We start from the raw sequence: 21294 nt of genomic DNA, 5'->3' as shown, positions 1-21294 counted from the left end.
TTCCTTTTACCTTTTTCCTACTCTCGCCAGTTTACTTTGACAAAATGACCTTGACGACCCCACATATCACGGGAGATTGTAATATTTTCTACAGCTAAGTTAAAGGGAATAGCAGTGGTAAGATATTTTTGAGCGATCGCACCCAAGTCAGGAGCAAGTTCTGAGGCTGTAGTTGCTGCCAAGCCTAACCCAATCAATTGCTCTATCGGTCGGAATGGTAACATCAAATTTACGCCCACCGCTAGGCTAGCAGTCAATAACATCGCTACCGACAAATTTGTCCCGCAACGGGGATGTACAGCCAAATCCCATTCGCCGTGAGTCAGGCGGTGCAGAGCCAGAGTTACTGCGCGACGCAAATCACTGATATTCACCTCACCATAGAGATAAAACCCTTGGTCTGTGGATAACCCACCCAATAACTCATCATCAATTTGAATTTTGCTTGGTCTCCCAGTCGGAGAATGAGTATTTTTGACTTCGCTTAACACCCAAACCGTAGCGTGTTCTAAAGCATGGACTTGACGCAGCATTAAAATCTCTTTCAACCCAGGGACAAAAGATAGCTGCTGGAGTAAATCAGCATCTTGTCTGGGTTGAGGGGTTGTAAAATCAAAACTAAAAAAATCAAAGGGAGACGAACTACCAACAGAAGAAGCAGAAGTATTCATAAAAACACCGCTCCTCAAAATGATGGAGCAATATAGATTTCTTACCAATGTAGCGTCTGAGGCAAAGGATTGTTGCTAATTTTTGTTGATGATTGTCTCAATATCTTTTGACAATTCAAAGCCTCCCACTCACGCGACTACACACCAGCAAGATTATAGAGGAGAACTATCACTGTGTAGGCAGAGGACAGGCAGGGGGCAGGGGGAAAAATCATGATGTCTTCTTGCAGAAACTTGGATAATTTATTTTCTGGAAGTCCCTAAACCCCTACACTCTTACACACCGAATAAATTTTGGTATGGCAAAGTTACCCGTTAGTACAGTTAGTTACAAAACTGTACCAACGGGGGAAAATAGCCACCCACAATAACTAAACAGCCAAGTTTTACCTTCTGCTAGATTTTGACTTGTGTGAGACTTGCGCTAGAGATTCACAAAATATTGCGTGAGGAGAAAACAATAAGCAGTCAAAATCAGCTTTGCTGTACACCAGACGAAATTAATTGCCATGCTAGATGCACTTGAGAGCGTCTGCAATTGGTTTATTCGTCTGGGGTTGGTAGAGGACAACAATTGACATCATTCAAGCAGACCTTACCCCACTGTAAAGCCCAGCGAACAAGAGCCACTCGGTTTTCAGTTCGGGTTTTGTCGAGAATGTTGCTGATATGGTTATCAACTGTGCGCTTGCTAATTTCCAGTTTCGCTGCAATTTCTTGGTTAGTTAAGCCAGCGGCCACTAAGTCGATAATTTGCAGTTCTCTGTCTGACAGACTAACAGGGGTCTGAGACTCGCCACCAGCCATGAGCTTTTCTATCCTCCCTTGGTATATGTACTTAATCACTCTTCTTAATTCTAGAAGATTCTTTTGGCTGTAGGCATTTCAAGTGTTAGCTGCAATACGATTGACAATATTTTTTTCCTTTTTGAGTTTGACGATAATTTCGCCAATTCTACAGCACTTATATTAAATATCACTACTTTTTTAATTAAAAATACTGCATTATCCTTGTCTGTGAATACGTAGAAGAAACAGCATAATGTTACTGATTATACTGATTATTTATTGATAAGGAACAGGGAATAGAATTTTGAATTTGATGTTACTAGTTAAGATTTCCCCAGTCCCCAGTCCCCAATACCCAATCACTTTTAGCAAGAACACGGCGAAAATCTAGAATGAGATTGCAGTCCTTTTGTAAGGCTAAGATTGAGATGAGTAGTCCCCGTGTTTTGTGCCTTGGTGAAATTTTATTTGATTGTTTAGCTGATCAGTTAGGGCTAAAGCTGGAAGAAGTGCAATCATGGACTCCTTACCCTGGTGGCGCGCCAGCGAATGTGGCCTGTGCTTTGGTGAAGCTGGGAACTCCTACTGGATTTGTGGGTTGTGTGGGAGAAGACGAACCAGGTAATGCACTAGTGCAGCTACTACAAGAAGTAGGTGTAGAGACAACGGGTATACAACGTCATCCTAGTGCGCCAACACGCCAAGTTTATGTGGTAAGAAGTTTGACTGGCGATCGCACTTTTGCTGGCTTTGGTAAATATGACACTTCAGAATTCGCTGACACACGCTTACAAGCCAAGCAATTACCAGAGTCACTGTTTCGAGATGCAGAGTTTCTTGTTTTAGGTACTTTGGAATTAGCCTATCCTGAAAGTGAAAAAGCCATCAATCGCGCTTTAGCACTGGCTGAACAGTATGATTTAAAGATTGTGCTAGATGTCAATTGGCGGCCGGTATTTTGGCAAGATGAAAATATCGCACGCCAAAAAATCAACGATACATTTAAACGCGTCGATTTCCTAAAACTCTCCAAGGAAGAAGCAGAATGGCTATTTGATACTGCTGACCCTGGTGCAATCACTTACCGTCTAGGCTCGATTGAAGGGGTACTGGTGACAGACGGTGAACATGGTTGCGCCTATTGCTTAGGAGAAAATGAAGGTAAATTACCTGCTTTTGACGTTCCTGTAGCTGATACTACTGGCGCGGGTGATAGCTTTTTAGCAGGATTTATCCATCAACTCACTCAAAAAGGTATCCATAGCCTTGGTGATGCCGATACCGTCAAAAGTATTATTACTTACGCCAGTGCTGTAGGTGCATTGACTACTACTAAACCAGGTGCGATCGCTTCTCAACCTACTCCGGCTGAAGTTGAATCTTTTCTTAAGGATAGGAAATAGTTAACCCTCCGAATTTTAGATTTTAGATTTTAGATTTTAGATTTTTTGGACACAAGCTCCGTACCCAGACTTCGTCCCGCTACGCTTAATGTAGTCGGGGTTAATCCAAAAGATGCTCCTACGTCGTTAACGCTACGCTATCACAAATCTAAAATCCAAAATTGGTTGATTGTTCAATAAATTATCTACAAATACTGTAAGTGTATCGACTTACAGTATTTTTTCTTTAAGGTATTGATTTACTCGCTTATCTGTGCAATACTTTGAGAGTGCCTTTAATCTACGGTAATCCAATCAAATTACTGTAATTTAAGCTCCTTTGTATTTGACATTAAAGTATTCCTGTGCGGTTGTCTCCTAACTATTACTAGTAGTAGATGGGTATATATATCCATCTACTAATTTATTTCCAACTTCACTCGTTCATTATGAGGAGAGTGCATATTTATGGAACAAAAATCTTCGACAAACGAACTCAATGAATTTTTATATAATCGTAGTCCTTATTATGGCCAAGTTAGTCCTGAATACATAAGTTTCAACCATCAACTGCAAGATTTTTCTCAAAGAGTTAACTATATATGTAGCTTACAAACTGGAGGGAAAATATCTTTAGATGATGCTTATAAACAAATCAAATCGCTTTGGAAAAAACTTAAAGTCGCTAGACAAGTTTTAAACATTAAATAAGAACTAAAAACGCATATTTATATTGAATATTTCTATGTTCAGTCATAAATCATCCCCAACCACCCCTGTAGATAGTCGGATTCGGATACCCCAACATTATCGACAACAACCGATAATTTCGCGGTTAATATCACGCTATGGTGTGACTGTAAATATTAAAGCAGCAATGTTGGCAGCAGATGAAAATTACGGTTGGTTTGACTTAGAACTGCAAGGAAATTCCGAAAAGATTTGTAATAGTCTGCTGTATTTACAAAATTTGGGAGTCGATTTAATTGAACTGGGTATTGCTGGTAATGTACAACATAAGTTGAGTTATCAAGAGTTTCCTGACTCTCCATCCCAGATTAATCAACAAAAGTCTTCGCCATTTACCATGACTACAGGTACTCCTATTTACCAAAGTTATGGAGACTATATTGGGCAATCCCATCGCCTGCGCTTACAACTCTGTATTTTGAAGGATTATTATCAGACACCAGTGATTTTTGAATTAGTTTCTCGCTTCAGTATCACTGTCAATATTATTGCTGCATCACTATCAGCCAATCAGCAAAATGATGGTTGGTTTGATTTAGATTTATGGGGTAAACCTCAGCAACTTTTCGCTTGCTTTAATTATTTGAAAGAACTGAATTTACCCCTGTGGTTGGACGCGTCTTCTCTACATGGAGATATTATTTGGATTTAGATATGACTAATAGTTTCGTCTAAACTTGGCACATCTACCCAAGTTGAATTTTGATGAGATTGATGGGATAAATCCATTAATAATTGCGAGTACACACCTTCTTTTAAAGATGGGATTGTTTGCTGTTGAGTATCAATTCCTTGTACCCATTGATTAACTACTCGCAAAAATGCACAAATGCGTCCATCAGCGTAGTGTTGGGGAAATAAAAATTTTGGGGGAATCTCGATTTCTTGTAGGGGTTTACCTGGTTGAGAACCCAAAACTTTAAACCCATGTATGTAATCTTTTTGGTTGTCACTGCCTATAACTAGAGTACCGCGATCGCCATACACTTCTACCCAATGGGTACGGGAAGCATGAACCACTGCACTAATAGCAACTTGGCAAGGTGTGCCATTAGCTAATTCTAAAGATATGAGACAGGTATCATCAGTTTCTACAGGTTTCAATTCTCCAGTCGCAGGTTCAACCCGTACGGGAATGGCTGTAGTTAAATGGGCGTTTAATCTTTTGACTGCACCAAATAGCCAATAGATATAATCAAACGCATGAGAACCCAAAGAACCCAATGCACCGCCACCTTTTTCTTGAGACGAATACCAATTCCAAGGGCGGGAAGTGTCAGCGCGAGATGAACCCAACCAATCAATTTTAATTAAGCGTGGGTTGCCAACGTAATCTGATGTTAGTAATTCTGCAAAAAATTGCCAAGCAGGAACAAAACGAAATTCAAAATCTACTGTGGCGATGAGATTTTTTTGTTGGGCTAATTGATACAGTTCTCTAGCTTCGGTGACATTTAAAGTTACAGGTTTTTCTAGTAGTAAATGTTTACCTGCCTGTAATACCTGTTTTGCCATTTCGTAGTGTAGAAATGGGGGTGTGGAAATGCTGACTGCTTGGACTGTGGGTAAATTAAGAATATCTGTAAGTGTGTCGCAGGCTTGGGGTATATTGTTCGCTGCGGCGATGGTTTGGGCTTTATTAATATCACGGTGATAAATCGCAGTTATTTCGGTGCGATGATGGGCTTGCAATGCGGGGATGTGGACTTTTTGACCGAATCCTGTACCAACAATTGCTACACCTATTTTATTTTTTAGTTCCATGAATTCTACTAGTTAGAAATTGATGCTGGGTATCATAGAAATATTATTATCTCACGCATTCGCCGCAAGGCGTTCTCGTAGAGTAGGCGCATTCGGCGAAGCCGTTCCCGAAGGGTAGGCGCAAAGGAGGAGGAAAGGAAATTTATCGGAAAAAGATAGGTTCAAAACCTCGCCCCTAGTGGGCGAAAAAATCTTTGTTTCCCAAGGTAGGTAAAAACCCCACCCCTTGTGGGTGGCTGAATTAATTGCGAATTGCGAATTGCGAATTGCGAATTGGTTTTATCTTAAGATTCTCATGGTGCAGGGATAGCGGTAATGTTCGCCGTTGTATGCTTTGGTGGCAGCAAATGTGACTAGGAATAATTGGATTAAAAATAGGGCGATAATAAAGGTCATCCAAATAAATAATAAGCTATCTAAAACTGTGTCTACTTGATTAATTTCGCCGTTAGTGGTTACTGCTATACCACAACTGGCTAGCACTAGCAACAGAGAAATCATGATGACAACGACGATATAAAACGTTAAGGTAATTTGAAAATTTAATGATTCTCTACCTTGAAAGTCTACCCAAGGATATTTAATTTTTCTCAGTCGCCAAATCATGAGAGGGGCGGCGATGTTCAATGGTAAAAATAAAGGAATACCGATTAAAATTAAACCAAATAATAGTATCCAAGCTAACAACGCTGAGAGATGACACAACATAGCCCAGACTCGCATTTGTTGGTTGTGTTTTTCTCCCATAGCTCGTAATCTCATGTGGATAGAGAAATGATGTTTATCCACATTATCAATAAAAAAAGCCCCCCAACAGCTTAGAATTTTAAAATTTCTCGGTCATAATTTTCTGGAAGTGGTTCAACTTCCCAAACTATGCCTTCGCCAGCCTCAAGGGCGACTTCTACGAAAAGTTGCTCGACGGCGGTTGTGGCTATATCTTCATTGTTGGGGAATGGTTGTAAGTCTTCGGTGAGGAGTCGGAGTTTAAAGCCGCCAGGGATGACTGCGCCGACTGTGGCGTTGCGTAACTCGAACCGCCAAGATAGTGCTTCCGCTTCGCCTTGGGGGGAAATTGAGAGTTCGTAGGTTTGTCCAGCGATCGCTAATCTGCGAGATAATGTGATTCCAGGCTGTAATCCTTCTACACTCCGCGCCCCAGCCGCACTTAATTGCAAGTTCAATCTCCCCCAACCCATCGCCTCGGCTGTCTGGGAAACCCCAGCTTGCAACCATTGCAGCACTGAACGCTGTTCTGGTAAGCCGATGCGGCGTTCATAGAGGCTGGTTCGCCAACCGCCATGTTCCATTAGTCCCCCCCACAATTCAAAAGGGATGGCTAACCGGGGGGTGATGACTTCGGGATTTCCCAAGCGGGTGATTAAGTTTTGGGCTTGGGTGACGGGAAGACTGGGTAAACTTGCTAGTTGAGTGCGTGTAGCTGTCTGGGAACAAAATTGTAATTCTACAGATAACACACTCATATCAGTAGTTAATTCACTTGCATCTAAAGTATAAGTGCGATCGCTTGGATCATATTTCCCCTGAGTTTTCAATTGTGCATGGGTACAGTAACCCCACACCCGCACATAACCTGCATCCGCATCTACTTGGACTGCTAAATAATAATCCCCCACCCAACTTGGTAAATCTACCCACTCTTGGGGTACACGTAATTCACTTAAGTCGATAGTTTCACTGGGAACTAAGATAAATCTGGATACGTCTGTATTTACGGCAGTTCCATTTACCAGTTCCCAAATGCTGGCTAGAGAATTGGTATAAGGCCATACCTTTGCTTGGCGTGTAAAATCTTCCTGCAACCACGGCAAGACTGCACTCAAGCAATTTTCATTTAAATAGGCTTGATACCAAGCACTAGGATGTGAAAATGACTGACTAGCAAGATTTTGGCGATGATTAGGGATTTCTAAAATCAAGCCCGTTGAGTCAGCAAAGGTGAAGATGGTGGGGTTAGCAGTCATGGTACATACTCCGGGGGATCAATTCAAAATTGAAAATTCAAAATTCAAAATTTACTCATTAAGAAGATTTTGAATGATTCACCCCTTTGCAAACCGAGGTAAAAATCTATAAATCTTAATAATGAGTTTGCGACAGTTTTAGCATGGTTTAGGGTGGCGAGACATTGTAGTAATTCTGTAACCAGTCTTCTATTAATGTACTCATACTCTTGAGTATGTCTGGTGTTAAAGAAATATGCAGTGTGTCCTGACTCCAGCTAGCCAGCGATCGCAATAAATTCTCCTTGGCTTTACTCAGTCGTCGTGAAACAGTGTACTGTTTGATGTCTAATTGTTGTGCGATCGCATCCTGATTGGATTTTTGTCCGTAGTATAAAAGTAAAATATCTTGTAATTGAGATTCTAATTGAGAAACTGCTGTCACTAATACTTGATTAACTGCTGTTTTTTGCGAATTCCTTGCCTGTTCTTCTTCCTGGGCAATAATTTCTTGCATTAAAGATGGCTGTTCTGTACCAGGGAGATTATCTAAAATCTCCGAGGAATCATCACTACCTTTAGTAGCATTTAAGGAATCGGGAGTGGGATAAAGATACTTGCGTGTCGCTTTAGCTGCATACAATAACCACTCTTCTAGGGTTTTAGGGCTGACTGACGGTGTATTTTGGGCATTGTAGGCTTTAGCGATCGCCTCCCAGGTGGCATCATCTGGGCGGGATAATTGGCGGGAATTCGCCGCTTTTGTGGGGACATATAGAGTTTTGAAGCAATTCCAAGCCTGGATGTAACCACGAATTTTGCTTGGAGATAAACCAGCATTTTGCAAAGATTCCTCTAATCGCTTTTGGCTGATCTTGCGTAACAAACCCCAATCAGTGCAGATATCAACTTCCTGACGTTGGCGGAGTGTTTCCCGAATTGCACTCCCAAAAATAATACTGGCGTAGTTTTTCAGAGTGCTGGATTGACTGGGATTAAAGCCTTTGAGGACTCGATCAACTTGGGCGATCGCCACTTGAAAACAGTCGGAAAGTTTGTACTGTGTACTGGTAAAACTGGCGGCGGTTTTTTGGGAAGTCCAATAACAAGGTTCTTGCAGATAAGCCGTTAGATGTTGCTTGGCTAAAGGTTGAGTTTCCGGTACTTGCCAAAACTTATACCAGTACAATGCCCAAAAATATTCCGAAGTTTCCTTGGGAGATTTCTGGAGACAACTTTGGATACTGCGACGCAAGCGTGATTCCGTCGCCCACCGACTGAAGCGATCGGCATCAAACTGCACAAAAGTTGAAAAAATTTCAATAATGCTTTGCCGAGGTTGCATAAAAAACAAAAAGCCGACCTAATAGGACAACAGAAGGTGTTCAACAACACCTCAACAAACTTTACTACATCCAACAAGTATCATGTTTCGCTTCGGACTTAAATCTTTAACACTAGGTAGTATGGTAGCCTTAACTACGGCAACTACTGCACTTGCCCAAGTACCCATAGTACAAGATTTACAATTAGCTCCAGCCAAAAATTTTAATTGTGGCTCTCATCTTCGTACTTATGTGGTTAGATCCCTCAATAATCGTCAAGGCTTTGGTATTCGTTGCGTCAAATTGAGCGAAGGTAAACCAGGGACAAGAATTCCGCGATTAGCTTGGTATGGCGAAGGAAACTGGGGAGGGACAACTTACCGCCACGTCGGACAAGCCATCTACCAAGGTAGTATCCTTGTCGGTTCTGCGTCAGATATTCATGGTAATGGTGAAGGCTTTAACGGTAACTTCCCAGGGAATTTAAATGTGCAAGTTTTTGGCGGTGGGGCAGCAATTCGCGTCACTGGTGCTTGGAATGAAGAATGGCGATTAGTTAACAGCACTAACTACAGTCCTTTACCTAGACCAACAACTTGTGGCGGATATTTTGACCAATATCAAGTTTCTGACCTATCAGACAATCGCAATGGTGATGGTTTGCGTTGTGTTTTACGTGTAGGATTAAAAAACACCACTTGGTTTGGTAATGGTAATTGGGAAGGTACTACCTATTCCCATTTAGGAACACGTTCCTTTAATGGTTATGGTGCAGGGGATATTTGTGGTACTAAATTCGGCTCATTTTGTAATAACTTTGCTTGGGGTTCATTAAAGTTAAAACTTGTTCCTGGTGGTATTGATGTTACAGGTGCTTGGAATGAGAAGTGGCGTTAATCAAGTGATTTTACCTGTCTTGATGTTGAGACATATTCAACAATTGTTGTATGGTAGTTTGCAATTGTTTAAGTTTCACTGGTTTAGATAAATATTCGTCTGCTCCAGCCTCAAGACAACGTTCGCGATCGCTGGACATGGCTAAAGCCGTCAGGGCAATAATAGGGATATGGGCTATTTGACTATCTTGACGGATGCGTTTAATCGCCTCTATACCATCTAATCCTGGCATTTGAATATCCATGAGAATGATATCAGGGTGTTGGCTTTGGGCAATGGCGATCGCATCTTCGCCATCTTGCGCCACAATCAGCCGAAAGCCTTTAGCTGTCAGGTAGTAAGAAATCGCCAGAACATTGGCTTCGTTATCTTCAGCTAACAACACCAAAGGATCATCTGTTTCTGGTGTATCTGTTGCTGCTGTTGCTAGCCGTTCTGATGCAGGATTCTGAGGTGACGAAGAATTGTCCATTACCAAACAAGTGTGAGGTAGATAGACAGTAAAACAACTGCCTTTTCCCAATTCACTCCGTATAATAACCGAACCACCATGCAATTCGGCAATTTGTTTGACCAAAGTTAGTCCTAAACCAGTTCCCTCATAGTGGCGGTTGAGTTTGCTGTCAACTTGAACGAAGGGTTGAAACAGTTTATCTTGAAAGGATTTCGGAATACCAATGCCAGTATCGCTCACGGAAAAATACAGAAATTCCTCATCAGGTGATGGTTGATTACCTGCTAAGACAACATCCACCTCTAAGTTCGGTAGTGCAATAGTCCCAAAAGCAACCTCCAAAGCCACCTCTCCACCCGTAGGGGTGAACTTGACGGCGTTAGTGAGGAGATTCATCAGTAACTGACGCATCCTCTGTTCGTCCACACTAATATACTCGTAGTTGCTGGATTGAATAGTTGATAGTTGAATTTCTTTCTTGATGGCTTGTTGTCTGACTAAAGCCACACTAGACTCACAAAGATGTGTAATCGAGACAGTGGAAATTTCCAATTCTAGGCAACCAGTTTCAATTTTAGAAACATCCAAAATATCGTTAATGATTGCTAAAAGGTGTCGTCCACTATTTTCGATGAGTAATACCGAATTTTCTTGATTTTCGTTGAGTGTCCCAAAAACTTTTTCTAGCAGCACTTCGCAAGTACCAAGAATGACATTCAAGGGAGTCCGCAGTTCATGACTCATATTGGCTAGAAATTCGCTCTTGGCTTGGTTAGCAGACTCCGCTTGACTTTTGGCAACCGCTAATTCAAATGTACGTTCTGCCACCCGTAGTTCTAAATTTTCTCGATCTAATTTGATTTGCTCGGCCATAGTGTTAAAAGTCTGGGCGAGAATTCCGACTTCATTTTGAGTAATCACAGGGACATATTGATTTAAATCTCCCTGGGTTAAACGTTCAGCCGCCTGACTAATGTTTTGAATCGGTTCAGTAATTTGTCGAGACAGGAAGTAAATAGCCAACATTAAAAGAAAAGAAGTCACACAACCAAACAAAGCAAAGCTTAATCCCAAGCGATGAGCCGGTTCAAAGGCTTGCTCGTGACTGATTTCGGCCACAAATCCCACACTATACTTAGGCAACCAACGATACACACCAATCACAGACACACCATATTGGTTATTGTAAGAAGCCATACCATTTTGTTGGGCGATCGCGCGATTAATAGCTTCACTTTTGAGTGGTACATCTGAAGGTAAATTCCTCTCCTTGTGAAACTTATCAGCCGCCGTGTTGAGAAAAGCAACGGCATTTAAGTTAGATTCTCCTACTAAATAAATGGCGGGAGTTTCAGTATTAATGTTGCTTTCTAACAACAGATTTTGCAGTTCCGTGAGACTCAGATCAATTACCAAAGCCCCCATCTGAATACCGGAACTATCTTTTAAAGGAGTAGCGATCGTGATGGCTGGTTTTCGCTGTTGATTTAAATAAAAATTCGGTGTAACAGAAGTTAAATTTTCTTTTGTCAGATAAGTAATAGGATAACCTAAAGGCAAATACTGACTATCTTGGGCTAAAGAACCTGAGCAGAAAACTACAAAACCGCTATTTTCTGTAATGCAAATACTGCGGAGATTCGGCTTAATGGACGCTGTTTGACGAAGGTACTTTTGTAAGCGATCATAAGCTATTTTTCGAGCCTGGGAATTTTGCCGTTCGATTAATTTTGGTACAGCCTCTCGAATTTCAGTTTGCTGCGCCAAATGAAGCACATCACGCAATTGATCGTTAACCCAATAGTCCAACTCTTTAGACTTAAAATCCAAGGAATTATTCAGGCGGCTGACAACTTCTCCCTGTAAATTGTAGCGAGAATACCAGGAAGCACTAACAGCAACTAATGCAGTCGTAATCCAAGAAATCACAGAAAATCGATAGACTAATTGATACAGTAAACTTTTACGATTCCAAATGCTCATAGTTTGTTCTCGAAGCGTTCCCAAATTTTGCGGATCTGCATAATCCCCCAATCAGCCGCTTGGGTGGGTGAAGCTTGATTTTTCAGTGTTTTCTGAATGATTTGCGCCCAGAGTTGTTGCATATAAATCTGACTGAAGACGGGGTGTAATTTGTCATCTTCTGGTACGCGAGGACGATTGTAGATAGCTAAGGCTGCTGCCGTATGAGGATCAGAAGCATCTTGCCAGAGAGGATTGTTTAACAGTTGTGGCATAGTTGGTAAAATTCGGCCATTGAATCCGTTAACTAGTCGTTGGATATTATCTGGTTTGAGTAAATATTGCAAAAACTCCCAGGTTTGTTGAGATTGTTGCTGGTGTTTAAGAGCAATAATCTGATTAAGGACTCTAGGAGCTTGCAAAGTTGTACCGTCAAGTTTTTGGGGATAGCTGGCTAATGTAACAATATTTCGGTATCGCTGTGCGGCATTACGGTTATATTGACTATTTTCTAATTTTTGGGATCTAGGGATAGATAAAGTCATGTTAAGAGTCATCAAGATTTTACGGTTGAGAAAAGCAATATTATTACCTGAACCTGACCATTCAATGGTATCTGGCGGCACATATCCTTGTCGGTAAAATTCGACGAATTCAGTAATAACATGGATTAAATGCTTGCGGTTCTCGGTATCACCAATCACTAGTCCTTGTTCATGGCTGGCGATCGCGACATTATGAGCATCCAAGAACAGTTGAAAGGCGGCGATAGTATCGAAGCCATTTGCAGACATACACAAACCCAATCCGTATAAATCTTGATGTTGACGCGATCGCAACTGTTTGTGAGCCGTTTGCCAAAACTCCCAAAATTTTTCCCATGCTTGGGGAATATCGGTGGCGGTATATCCTATTTCAGCTAGTAAGTCTTTCCAATAATGAATATAAGCATCTGATTGCCCAATAGGTAAGGCATAGTAACCGCGATCGCCCCGAACCTGGTTGCGATAAAAGACTTGAGGTAATACATCAGGTTGAAAACGGGACGCGATGGGATTAAGCAAGTCAGACAGATCAAGCAGTTTATCTTCCCATGCCAGTATAGGTGCAATAATTTGATTAAAAGTAATTGAAAATACGATATCAGGAGTATTTACATTATGGGGATTCTTCCAGGCTTCTAATAATGATTGTTCAATAAAATCATCAGAAACCAACTTTAAATTCACTTTTCTGCCCGTATTTTGCTGCCATTCTGCCACCAGTTCCAGAATGCCTTGATTCTCTTCAGCTAGATATCCCCGTTCCCAAAGAATAAATAGTTCCGCATTGGTAGCCACGGAATTGACTTTGACATCTGTTCTGTCTACATTGGCACAACCTTTGAGGGTAGATAAGAACAGGCTCAAAAAAGATAATTTTTGAAAACGTCTTCTGGTTAGCATGACTATTTCCAATCATAGGATTAAATGATGAGGAAATAGCACTCTAACCTACAGTAGCTCCGCACTCAAGCGTCTCAGCATAAACCTTAATGGGATTGGGGATTGGGGATTGGGGATTGGGGAGGCAGGGGAAGCAGGGGAAGAAAAACTTCACTCATTACTCATTACTCATTACTCATTACTCATTACTCATTACTCCTTTCAGCACAAACCCCCAGATTAAATCTGTGGGGTTGGCAATTCTGAATTCGATGCTACTGTTGATTAAATTTTGACTTAGATAAAACCTGTTCCTTTCCCTCTCACATCATCTTTTTCAGTTAATTCGCCTTCTTTGTCTTCATTAACTTCTGCTAACTCTTCCATTCTATTAACGGTATCTTGTTCCGTTACAGCCGCAGCATCACCAGGAACTTCATAGTACATTTCCGGTTCGATAGCGTAGTTATTTAATAACCCTTCTTTGTCTACCGTATAGCCATCTGTAGTGCGGATACTTTGAGCATTTGTTTGATCATCTGTAGGCGCGTCTGCTTCTCTTTCTTCTGTGGGGAGTGTTTTGTATAAATCTCCTTCCCTTTCTCTACGAGCAGCAGTTTCCGCAGGTACAATACCTCTATCGTATGTGTCTACTTCTACACGCTCATGTGAATCAATTGCTCTATTTTTTTCATTAGACATAAATCTATCCTCGTTAAAAAGATTGTTAAAACTTCGAGAACTAGATTATGCTTTTGCCAACTATAAATCTACTATCTTTAGTAGTGATCACTATATAAATATGTATCATTCCTTTCTATCTAGAGAGATACCTTATTTGATTGAATGGCTAAAATTGCTTCCATAATCAATGAACAGAAAGGTGTAATAATGTTTTAAATCCTTGCTAAATAGATAGGGTTAATTATATTTCAATACAGTTCAGATAAGAAAAATAAATTTCAACCAAGCCAGCAAATGATCACTCAACAAAAAACGAAAAAATGATTTTGGAGGGGGTTTGGGGGACGCAACCGTCCCCCAATCGGGGGCTTGGGGGAGAATCCCCCAAATCTTGCTCATTGTCTAATAGGCACAGCAACAATTGAGAAATTAACTCTCACCACCTTAACTGAACCGTATTGAATTATATTTGGAAAACAAAAAACCCAGTTGATTAATCAAACTGGGCTTCTTAATTGAAGCTATAAGTAACAAATTCAGGTAATAGGATTTTTATAATTATGATTCCTGAATTTTTATGAGAATTTAGTTACCGAAAAATTGGTTTTTCAGTGAATTAATTTCCGAGAATAGCTCTTGGCGAGTGGAAGATTTGATGAGATAACGGAAAACAAACCAAGCAGAATAACTAATGCCAATAATTTCAAAAGTGGGTGATAACAGAGGGATATCGTTGATGGCATCAATTAAGGCTAGTAATACTCTTAATGTCACTACCACCGATAAGATAATTAAGGCAGTGACTATGGGTTGTTTATATTGTTGATAGAAACTTCCTAAATAATCAGGTAGCTGTCCTAGAGTGTCAGCCACTTGCTTGGCTGTTTGCTGCCACTCAGCATTAGTGTTACTAGCTGACGGGAGCTTTTGGATCTGACCATTCTCTGGGCTAGCTAGTGCGATCGCGCCTTGTGGTAGAGTGGCATTTAAGGATTCCGGTTGTTGTTGTTCGGTTTCCATAGTTCTTCTATTGTGGTAATCAAAACAATTATTCTAAGTGGGCATGATGTAAATAAACATAATCATGAGCGTTGTCAAATGTCAATCAAGATAAGTCAGTAGCTGGGTTAACTACTGACTATTTTAATGATTAGCTATATTTATTTACACTTGCTTACGTTTGGAAAATCTACACAAAGTCAATCTAGCTGTTTGGTGGCGCGACAGTAGCATTAACAATTACTTGTGTAACACCTTTAATTTCCTTTGCCAATGGTTCAATTTTAGCTAACTGCTCTTGATTGTTCACTGTTCCTGAGACTGTCACTGTACCATCTTCCTTGGCATTAACTGTTAATTGACCGTTGGGGATGTTAGCCTCTAGTTTTGATCGCACTTCACTAGCCAGATCACCTCCGGCTCTTTCCCTATCTCCACCAGTCGCATTATTACGCTGTTCACGGGCGCGAATATCTTCATTCAGTTGTCTCCTACGGAGTTCACTTTGAGCATCTTGTTGAGCTTCTTGTGTTACCTGTGCAGTGGGTGCTGTGGGTGTTTCGTCTGGTGCTGGTGCATTTACAGTAGTTTTGGCTGTATCTTGACACCCTGCTGCGCCAACTACTAGAACACAACTAATGATAAAAGGAGTTAACTTCTTCATTTCTTTACTTCTGGATGTGAATTGGGGGATTGGGGATTGGGGATTGGGGACTGGGGAATGAGTGGAAACTGTAAAATCGCTCGGAAACCCTTGTAAAATACCAATTCTTTAATTTTGAATTTTTAATTTTGAATTTTGAATTGGTATTACACCCCTCTCCTATGTTTTCGTTAGATTCGTTCTTCTCGATGGTCGATAATTACTACCGCAGGATCTTGACGATCGCCTGTGACTGGGTAGTCAGTCCGCACGATGTCTTCGTTTCTGGAGCGATCCAAGTCTTGACGGGTGTGTTCTCTATCTACATCAGTGGCATCAAACACAGCGAATTCTTCAATACCTCGATGTCTGAGGATAGCTTCAGCTTGCTGGATTTGCGTTTCTGTACCATCGACAATAATCAAGTAATCACCTCTTTGGAAGCGATCGCTATAAACTTTGGCGCGGTTTTCGGGAATTCCTAAACCCACTAACCCGCCAACAATTCCTCCGGCTGCTGCGCCAATTGCACCACCTGCTAAAGTTGTCGCCAAGGCGGTGGCGACAGCACCACCAGCAATGACTGGGCCGATACCAGGAAGAGCTAAGGCACCTAAACCAACTAATAAACCACCTAAACCACCTAAAACTCCGCCTGTAGCAGCTCCTGCTTTAGCTCCTTCATCGGCTTTATTACCTGTACCTGGTGTTTTATGACTATCGCTATCTTTCGCAATCAAAGAAACCTGGTTCATCGGGAAACCTGCATTCCGCAACTCAGCTAATGCGAGTTCTGCGTCTCGACGGTGGGGGAATGCTCCGATTGAGCGTTTATTGGTGTGTACGGGGACACTGGTGTGAGCGTCTGGCTCAAAAATTTGCCACTGGTGAATGTTGTGGCGATTCAGTATGGCGGCTGCACGTTGAAGTTCTGCATCTGTACCACTGACTGCAACTATATAGTCACCATGATTGATGCGCTCATTGTAGAAACTGGTGCGATCGTGAGGCAACCGCCAACGATTGGGGTCAAAACGGTTAGTTACATCAATACCGGTCAAAGAAGGACGCTGTAGGGGTTCGCGATGGATTAAAGAGAGTTGAGTCAGAGGGAAATCGGCACTCCGCAAATCATTAATTGCCGCTTCAGCATCTTGCAGTAGCGGAAAATAACCGATCGCATACTTGCGAGTGCCGACATCTGTAGTAGAGGTAGTAGAATGTTGTTCATGGGGATGGTCATAAACACCGTAATCTTCAATGCCACGGCGATGTAAGATAGCCTGTGCCTGAGCAATTTCTGCATCAGTGCCATCGATAATTACTAAATAATGTCCCCGCCGCACCCTCTCTTCATAAACTCGTGCGCGTTCTTCAGGAATACCCAAACCAATCAATGCACCTAGTAAACCACCAGCCACAGCACCAATCCCTGCGCCGGCTAGGGTTGTGGCTAAAGTAGTGGCAGTTGCACCCGCTAGCATGATGGGGCCAATTCCAGGAATTGCTAAAGTCCCAAGACCAACTAACAAGCCACCTAAACCACCTAGAACTCCCCCCGAAATTGCTCCGGTTGCTGCACCCTCGTCAGCTTTATTGCCGACTTTCTCCTGCACGGGAGTACCAGCAATCTCATCATCTCTGTCTGCACTTTGTGCAATCACTGAAACTCGATCCATAGGAAAGCCAGACTGCTTCAGTTCATGTAGTGCCGCTTCCGCGTCCCGACGATGAGAAAACACACCTACAGAACGTCTATGTATACCTACAACCATGTCTCAATTTCTCCGATAATCAACACAATAATTACTGATAAAAAAATCCATTCACAAATAGAGAAAAGTTTGATATCAATACTTTCAATGAACCATTTTTAAATTTGTTTTTCATCAATCTGGCGGGATAATTTCTACTTCTATCAAGAGATATAGAGAATATTGTCTGCATAATTAGTATTGACAATATTCATCACTAATGAATATTTGATAAGGCAGATAAACGCACTAAATATATATTTAGGTGACGCAACAAAAATTAATTAGTATCTTTTTTGACGCTTTAAATATAACTTATAAAGATTAGGATCATTTAGCAATACTACTATTCAAAAAACTCTAACCTGAGATAATTTAAATTCCTACTCCAGAAGGTGAAATCCCCAGACAACTGATACTTAGACTGAGAGATAGACCTTGAATCTGTTGTACAGAAGAGAAAAATACGATGTGGCAAATTTTGACAGGTATTTTCAGACAGTCTTGGCTATCTTTTGGGGTCACACCTACGACAAGATTACCAGATGTCATAGTACCAGTAGAACCATTTTTTGGTCTTTCCGCTTCTAAGTTTATAGTAGCCTTAATAGCTGGTACGTTAATGGCAGTTGCCTTCCAATTATTATTAACTAACCTTTCGGTAGCCGCTAGAATATCAACTTTAGGAACTGATATCGATGATGACGATGAATCAGAAAGCCTGGGTAGAAAAATTCGTAAAGTCGAAGCTAAAGTTGGTACATGGGGTATCATTACCGCTAGTATGGCGTTATTTACCGCTTGCTTTTTAGCAGTGAAACTGACTTTAATTAGCAGTGCGTTGTTAGGAGCTATTCTTGGCGTTGTCATTTGGTCTACCTATTTCTTATTGGTAGCTTGGTTGGGTTCTTTTGCAGTCGGTTCTTTACTTGGTTCGCTGATCAGCAGCATTAACTCTGGTTTACAATCCTTGATGGGAACAGCAACTACAGCCATTGGTGCTGCTGCTACACAGCAACAAGCAGTTTCTACAGCACAAGAAATTACAGCCGCAGTCAGAAGAGAATTAACTGCTGGTTTAGATGCCGAAAGTATTACCAATACTTTGCAAAATTCTTTAGCATCTTTACCATTCCCAAAATTAGATTTAACAGAAATTCGCCATCAATTTGAGAGGATTCTCAGTGATGTTGATTGGCGATCGCTAGCAGATGGTGATTTACTCAAGAATATCAATCGCCAAACTTTCGTGGATTTGATTAGCAAGAACACCAGTTTATCCCAGGATAATATCAATCAGATTGCCGACCAATTAAACGCTGCTTGGCAACAAATTTCTGCTCGTCAAAATCCTACAGAACAAGTAATCAATTTGCTAAAATCTGCTACTCCTGAAGAATTAAATTCAGAAAAATTAGGTGAAAGATTACAGCAATTAGTTACTTCCAGAAGCAGCAATGGTAATGGTAGAAATGGTGTATTGAAACAAGCTGTACAATATGGGGTAACTGCTGCTATCCCTGCTGTTTTAGAGCGAGTTGATGTTGCTGACATCGATGTGGAGAAAATTACCCATCAATTGCAACAGTTAAAAGAAAAAGTGCAAGATATCGATGTAGAGAAAATCACCCACGAAATTCAGCACCTCAGAGATCAAGCCACCGAGCAAGTTGTTACTAGATTCCCTACATCAAGAGACAATACTATCAAATCAGATGTCAAAGACTATATCCTGAATTCTTTTCCTTGGCATTTCAACCGGATCACTATTAGAGATGAATTTGCGGAAGTTATCTATGACCCCCAAGCCGATCCGACAAATGTGCGTCAGCAATTAGAACAACTCCAGCCAAGTGACTTTAGCAACTGGCTAAAACAACGAGGTGATATCAGTGAAGCCAGAGTCACAGAAATAGCGCAACAGATGGATAGTATCCGTCAAGAAGTTCTAGAAACTGCGCAGCAATCTGAAAAGGTGGAAAAAGGTCAACAAATCCGCCTCCGCATCGAAAATTATTTACGTGCAACCGGGAAAGAACAACTCAACTCAGAGGCGATTCAGCAAGACTTTAGCAACTTGTTAACGGAATTAGATGATCAATCGATAGATTTCAGCACTCTCTTACAAGGATTTGATCGGGAAGCCTTTGTGCAGATACTTATGCAAAGACAAGATTTTAGCGAAGAAGAAGCTAATAATATTGTGGGTCAATTGGAAGGTATTTGTAATGATGTCTCCAATCAAGCTAGAGACCAGCAAGAACAAGCCACAGCCAGAGTGAATCAACTATGGCAAAGGGTAGAAGATTATCTTCGCAATACCAATAAAGATGAGTTAAATCCTGAAGGTATCCGACGTGATTTTCAGGCTTTGTTGGCAGATCCCCAAGGAGGAATTAGGCAAATTAGATCCCGTTTATCGCAGTTCGATCGCGATACATTTGTCCAACTTCTGAGTCAGCGTCAAGATTTGGACGAAGAGCAAATCAATCAAATTATTGATCAGTTAGAGTCTGTCAGAGATAACGTTTTACATGCACCACAAGCAGCATTAGAGCAAGCTAGAGAACAATACGATCGCACTATTGCGGCTATTGGTGATTATCTGAGGGATACTAACCTAGAAGAACTCAACCCTGAAGGTATTGGACGGGATTTAGAAACCTTACTGACTCAGCCACAGGAGGGTGTAGAAGCTTTGCGGGAAAGATTGACGCAGGTTGACCGCGAAACCTTAGTTAAACTCTTGACTCAACGGGGAAATTTAACTGAAGAGCAAGTTAATCGCACCATTGACCAAGTACAAGAGGCAATTGGCAACATTATCAGAACACCCCGCAGTTTAGCAAAGCGGACTACTCAAAGAGTAGGAGATTTTGTCACCAATCTGGAAAACTATCTGCGTCAAACCAATAAAGAAGAACTGAACCCTGAAAGTATCAAACGAGATTTAAGATTGCTCTTGCAAGATCCTCGTTTGGGAGTGGAAAATTTTAGCGATCGCCTCTCTCAATTTGACCGTTCCACAATGGTGGCGTTGCTATCTCAAAGGGAAGATATCTCCGCAGAGGAAGCCAACCGCATCGTTGAGCAAATCGAGTCTGTACGAAACTCGATTGTCCAGCAAATCCAACAAGTCCAACAAAGATTCCAGTCAGCAATTGACCAAATCTTTGCGAAGATTCGTCAGTATCTCGACTCTTTGGAACGTCCAGAACTCAGCTATGAGGGGATTAGACAAGACTTTATAAAGTTGTTTGATGATCCACAAGTGGGATTTGCCGCTTTGGGCGACCGCCTTGGTCAATTCAACCGTGATACCCTAGTTGCCATCCTCAGTTCCCGTGAGGATATTTCCCCAGAAGACGCTAACCGCATTATCAACCAAATCGAAGCCGCAAGAGATAGTGTGCTGCAACGCGCCGAGAAAATTCAGCAGGAAACCCAAAAACGCATCAAAGCCGTGCAACAGCAAGCTAAACAGCAAGCTGAAGCCACCAGAAACACGGTTGCTGATGCAGCTTGGTGGTTATTCGGTACGGCTCTATCTTCCCTTGTTGCCAGTGTAATTGCTGGTGTAATTGCTGTCACAGGCTTATCTCTACCTGGTTAAAAATTACATATGTAAAAACCCATAACCCCATTCTCTTTAGGAAATTGGGGTTATTTTATATGGTGTTCAGAAAAAAATATTTTTGCGTAATTTCCGCCTTAACTAGCATCATACATCACAAATATTATTTAAATATAAATCAATGTGCTGATTCAAAATCAGTAACCCCTTAGCTATTGTCTGGGGCGATCGCATTATTTAAATAAAGATAAATTATGC

At 41.3% G+C, this 21294-nt stretch carries 17 protein-coding genes; 5 read left to right on the top strand and 12 right to left on the bottom strand.

Features of this window, described 5'->3' with window-relative positions:
* Positions 1-17: 17 nt before the first annotated feature.
* Both ACQFX9_RS29730 and ACQFX9_RS29725 read right to left on the bottom strand, forming a co-directional pair.
* Positions 18-671: a DUF6391 domain-containing protein gene (locus ACQFX9_RS29730; protein WP_427160080.1), complete on the bottom strand. Its 654-nt coding sequence runs from the start codon at positions 669-671 to the stop codon at positions 18-20.
* A gap of 543 nt (positions 672-1214) precedes the next feature.
* Positions 1215-1478, bottom strand: coding sequence for a helix-turn-helix domain-containing protein (locus ACQFX9_RS29725; protein ID WP_103140383.1), 264 nt, complete (start codon positions 1476-1478; stop codon positions 1215-1217).
* A gap of 410 nt (positions 1479-1888) precedes the next feature.
* On the opposite strand from ACQFX9_RS29725, the gene ACQFX9_RS29720 reads away from it, so the two are divergent.
* From ACQFX9_RS29720 to ACQFX9_RS29710, 3 genes are all read left to right on the top strand, one after another.
* Positions 1889-2863 (top strand): carbohydrate kinase family protein, encoded by a 975-nt coding sequence (locus ACQFX9_RS29720; RefSeq protein WP_427160079.1) that lies wholly within the window; start codon positions 1889-1891, stop codon positions 2861-2863.
* A gap of 447 nt (positions 2864-3310) precedes the next feature.
* Positions 3311-3553 (top strand): DUF7219 family protein, encoded by a 243-nt coding sequence (locus ACQFX9_RS29715; RefSeq protein WP_427160078.1) that lies wholly within the window; start codon positions 3311-3313, stop codon positions 3551-3553.
* A 34-nt stretch (positions 3554-3587) separates the two neighbouring features.
* The gene (locus ACQFX9_RS29710; RefSeq protein ID WP_427160077.1) at positions 3588-4244 is read left to right on the top strand and encodes an NIL domain-containing protein; all 657 of its coding nucleotides are present in this window, start codon (positions 3588-3590) and stop codon (positions 4242-4244) included.
* On the opposite strand, the gene ACQFX9_RS29705 is transcribed toward ACQFX9_RS29710, so the two are convergent.
* The 4 genes from ACQFX9_RS29705 to ACQFX9_RS29690 all read right to left on the bottom strand — a co-directional run bounded on the left by ACQFX9_RS29705 (position 4241) and on the right by ACQFX9_RS29690 (position 8665).
* Positions 4241-5356, bottom strand: coding sequence for a Gfo/Idh/MocA family protein (locus ACQFX9_RS29705; protein WP_427160076.1), 1116 nt, complete (start codon positions 5354-5356; stop codon positions 4241-4243). The genes ACQFX9_RS29710 and ACQFX9_RS29705 overlap by 4 nt on opposite strands.
* Positions 5357-5635: 279 nt before the next feature.
* Complete coding sequence (locus tag ACQFX9_RS29700; RefSeq protein ID WP_236140179.1) at positions 5636-6103, bottom strand: DUF4870 domain-containing protein; 468 nt, start codon at positions 6101-6103, stop codon at positions 5636-5638.
* 71 nt (positions 6104-6174) lie between these two features.
* A complete protein-coding gene (locus tag ACQFX9_RS29695; RefSeq protein WP_427160075.1) occupies positions 6175-7341 on the bottom strand; it encodes a DUF1822 family protein in 1167 nt (388 codons plus the stop codon).
* Positions 7342-7489: 148 nt separating this feature from the next.
* Positions 7490-8665: a sigma-70 family RNA polymerase sigma factor gene (locus ACQFX9_RS29690; protein WP_427160074.1), complete on the bottom strand. Its 1176-nt coding sequence runs from the start codon at positions 8663-8665 to the stop codon at positions 7490-7492.
* An 82-nt stretch (positions 8666-8747) separates the two neighbouring features.
* Between ACQFX9_RS29690 and ACQFX9_RS29685 the strand changes: the two genes are divergently transcribed.
* The gene (locus tag ACQFX9_RS29685; RefSeq protein WP_427160073.1) at positions 8748-9542 is read left to right on the top strand and encodes a hypothetical protein; all 795 of its coding nucleotides are present in this window, start codon (positions 8748-8750) and stop codon (positions 9540-9542) included.
* 10 nt (positions 9543-9552) lie between these two features.
* Here ACQFX9_RS29685 and ACQFX9_RS29680 read toward each other — a convergent pair whose 3' ends face one another.
* The 6 genes from ACQFX9_RS29680 to ACQFX9_RS29655 all read right to left on the bottom strand — a co-directional run bounded on the left by ACQFX9_RS29680 (position 9553) and on the right by ACQFX9_RS29655 (position 17483).
* The gene (locus ACQFX9_RS29680; RefSeq protein WP_427160072.1) at positions 9553-11979 is read right to left on the bottom strand and encodes a response regulator; all 2427 of its coding nucleotides are present in this window, start codon (positions 11977-11979) and stop codon (positions 9553-9555) included.
* A complete protein-coding gene (locus ACQFX9_RS29675; RefSeq protein ID WP_427160071.1) occupies positions 11976-13403 on the bottom strand; it encodes an extracellular solute-binding protein in 1428 nt (475 codons plus the stop codon). The genes ACQFX9_RS29680 and ACQFX9_RS29675 overlap by 4 nt, the downstream gene beginning before the upstream one ends.
* A 276-nt stretch (positions 13404-13679) precedes the next feature.
* On the bottom strand, positions 13680-14084 hold the full coding sequence (locus tag ACQFX9_RS29670) for a hypothetical protein (RefSeq protein ID WP_427160070.1): 405 nt from the start codon (positions 14082-14084) through the stop codon (positions 13680-13682).
* 567 nt (positions 14085-14651) lie between these two features.
* Positions 14652-15086, bottom strand: coding sequence for a CAAD domain-containing protein (locus ACQFX9_RS29665; RefSeq protein WP_427160069.1), 435 nt, complete (start codon positions 15084-15086; stop codon positions 14652-14654).
* Between the two features lie 184 nt (positions 15087-15270).
* A complete protein-coding gene (locus ACQFX9_RS29660) occupies positions 15271-15729 on the bottom strand; it encodes a BON domain-containing protein (protein ID WP_427160068.1) in 459 nt (152 codons plus the stop codon).
* 170 nt (positions 15730-15899) lie between these two features.
* The gene (locus ACQFX9_RS29655; RefSeq protein ID WP_427160067.1) at positions 15900-17483 is read right to left on the bottom strand and encodes a general stress protein; all 1584 of its coding nucleotides are present in this window, start codon (positions 17481-17483) and stop codon (positions 15900-15902) included.
* Positions 17484-17931: 448 nt separating this feature from the next.
* Between ACQFX9_RS29655 and ACQFX9_RS29650 the strand changes: the two genes are divergently transcribed.
* Positions 17932-21075 (top strand): MFS transporter, encoded by a 3144-nt coding sequence (locus ACQFX9_RS29650; RefSeq protein ID WP_427160066.1) that lies wholly within the window; start codon positions 17932-17934, stop codon positions 21073-21075.
* Positions 21076-21294: the final 219 nt, after the last annotated feature.

Origin of the sequence: Aliinostoc sp. HNIBRCY26, assembly GCF_050235535.1 — a bacterium.
Taxonomy (GTDB): domain Bacteria; phylum Cyanobacteriota; class Cyanobacteriia; order Cyanobacteriales; family Nostocaceae; genus Trichormus.
This window is presented reverse-complemented; position numbering and strand designations above follow the sequence as displayed.

Coding starts and splice junctions, on each gene's coding strand:
- ACQFX9_RS29665 (WP_427160069.1), bottom strand. CDS start 15,086: ATGGAAACCGAACAACAACAACCGGAATCCTTAAATGCCACTCTACCA.
- ACQFX9_RS29715 (WP_427160078.1), top strand. CDS start 3,311: ATGGAACAAAAATCTTCGACAAACGAACTCAATGAATTTTTATATAAT.
- ACQFX9_RS29675 (WP_427160071.1), bottom strand. CDS start 13,403: ATGCTAACCAGAAGACGTTTTCAAAAATTATCTTTTTTGAGCCTGTTC.
- ACQFX9_RS29660 (WP_427160068.1), bottom strand. CDS start 15,729: ATGAAGAAGTTAACTCCTTTTATCATTAGTTGTGTTCTAGTAGTTGGC.
- ACQFX9_RS29680 (WP_427160072.1), bottom strand. CDS start 11,979: ATGAGCATTTGGAATCGTAAAAGTTTACTGTATCAATTAGTCTATCGA.
- ACQFX9_RS29685 (WP_427160073.1), top strand. CDS start 8,748: ATGTTTCGCTTCGGACTTAAATCTTTAACACTAGGTAGTATGGTAGCC.
- ACQFX9_RS29720 (WP_427160079.1), top strand. CDS start 1,889: ATGAGTAGTCCCCGTGTTTTGTGCCTTGGTGAAATTTTATTTGATTGT.
- ACQFX9_RS29730 (WP_427160080.1), bottom strand. CDS start 671: ATGAATACTTCTGCTTCTTCTGTTGGTAGTTCGTCTCCCTTTGATTTT.
- ACQFX9_RS29725 (WP_103140383.1), bottom strand. CDS start 1,478: ATGGCTGGTGGCGAGTCTCAGACCCCTGTTAGTCTGTCAGACAGAGAA.
- ACQFX9_RS29690 (WP_427160074.1), bottom strand. CDS start 8,665: ATGCAACCTCGGCAAAGCATTATTGAAATTTTTTCAACTTTTGTGCAG.
- ACQFX9_RS29670 (WP_427160070.1), bottom strand. CDS start 14,084: ATGTCTAATGAAAAAAATAGAGCAATTGATTCACATGAGCGTGTAGAA.
- ACQFX9_RS29695 (WP_427160075.1), bottom strand. CDS start 7,341: ATGACTGCTAACCCCACCATCTTCACCTTTGCTGACTCAACGGGCTTG.
- ACQFX9_RS29705 (WP_427160076.1), bottom strand. CDS start 5,356: ATGGAACTAAAAAATAAAATAGGTGTAGCAATTGTTGGTACAGGATTC.
- ACQFX9_RS29650 (WP_427160066.1), top strand. CDS start 17,932: ATGTGGCAAATTTTGACAGGTATTTTCAGACAGTCTTGGCTATCTTTT.
- ACQFX9_RS29710 (WP_427160077.1), top strand. CDS start 3,588: ATGTTCAGTCATAAATCATCCCCAACCACCCCTGTAGATAGTCGGATT.
- ACQFX9_RS29700 (WP_236140179.1), bottom strand. CDS start 6,103: ATGGGAGAAAAACACAACCAACAAATGCGAGTCTGGGCTATGTTGTGT.
- ACQFX9_RS29655 (WP_427160067.1), bottom strand. CDS start 17,483: ATGGTTGTAGGTATACATAGACGTTCTGTAGGTGTGTTTTCTCATCGT.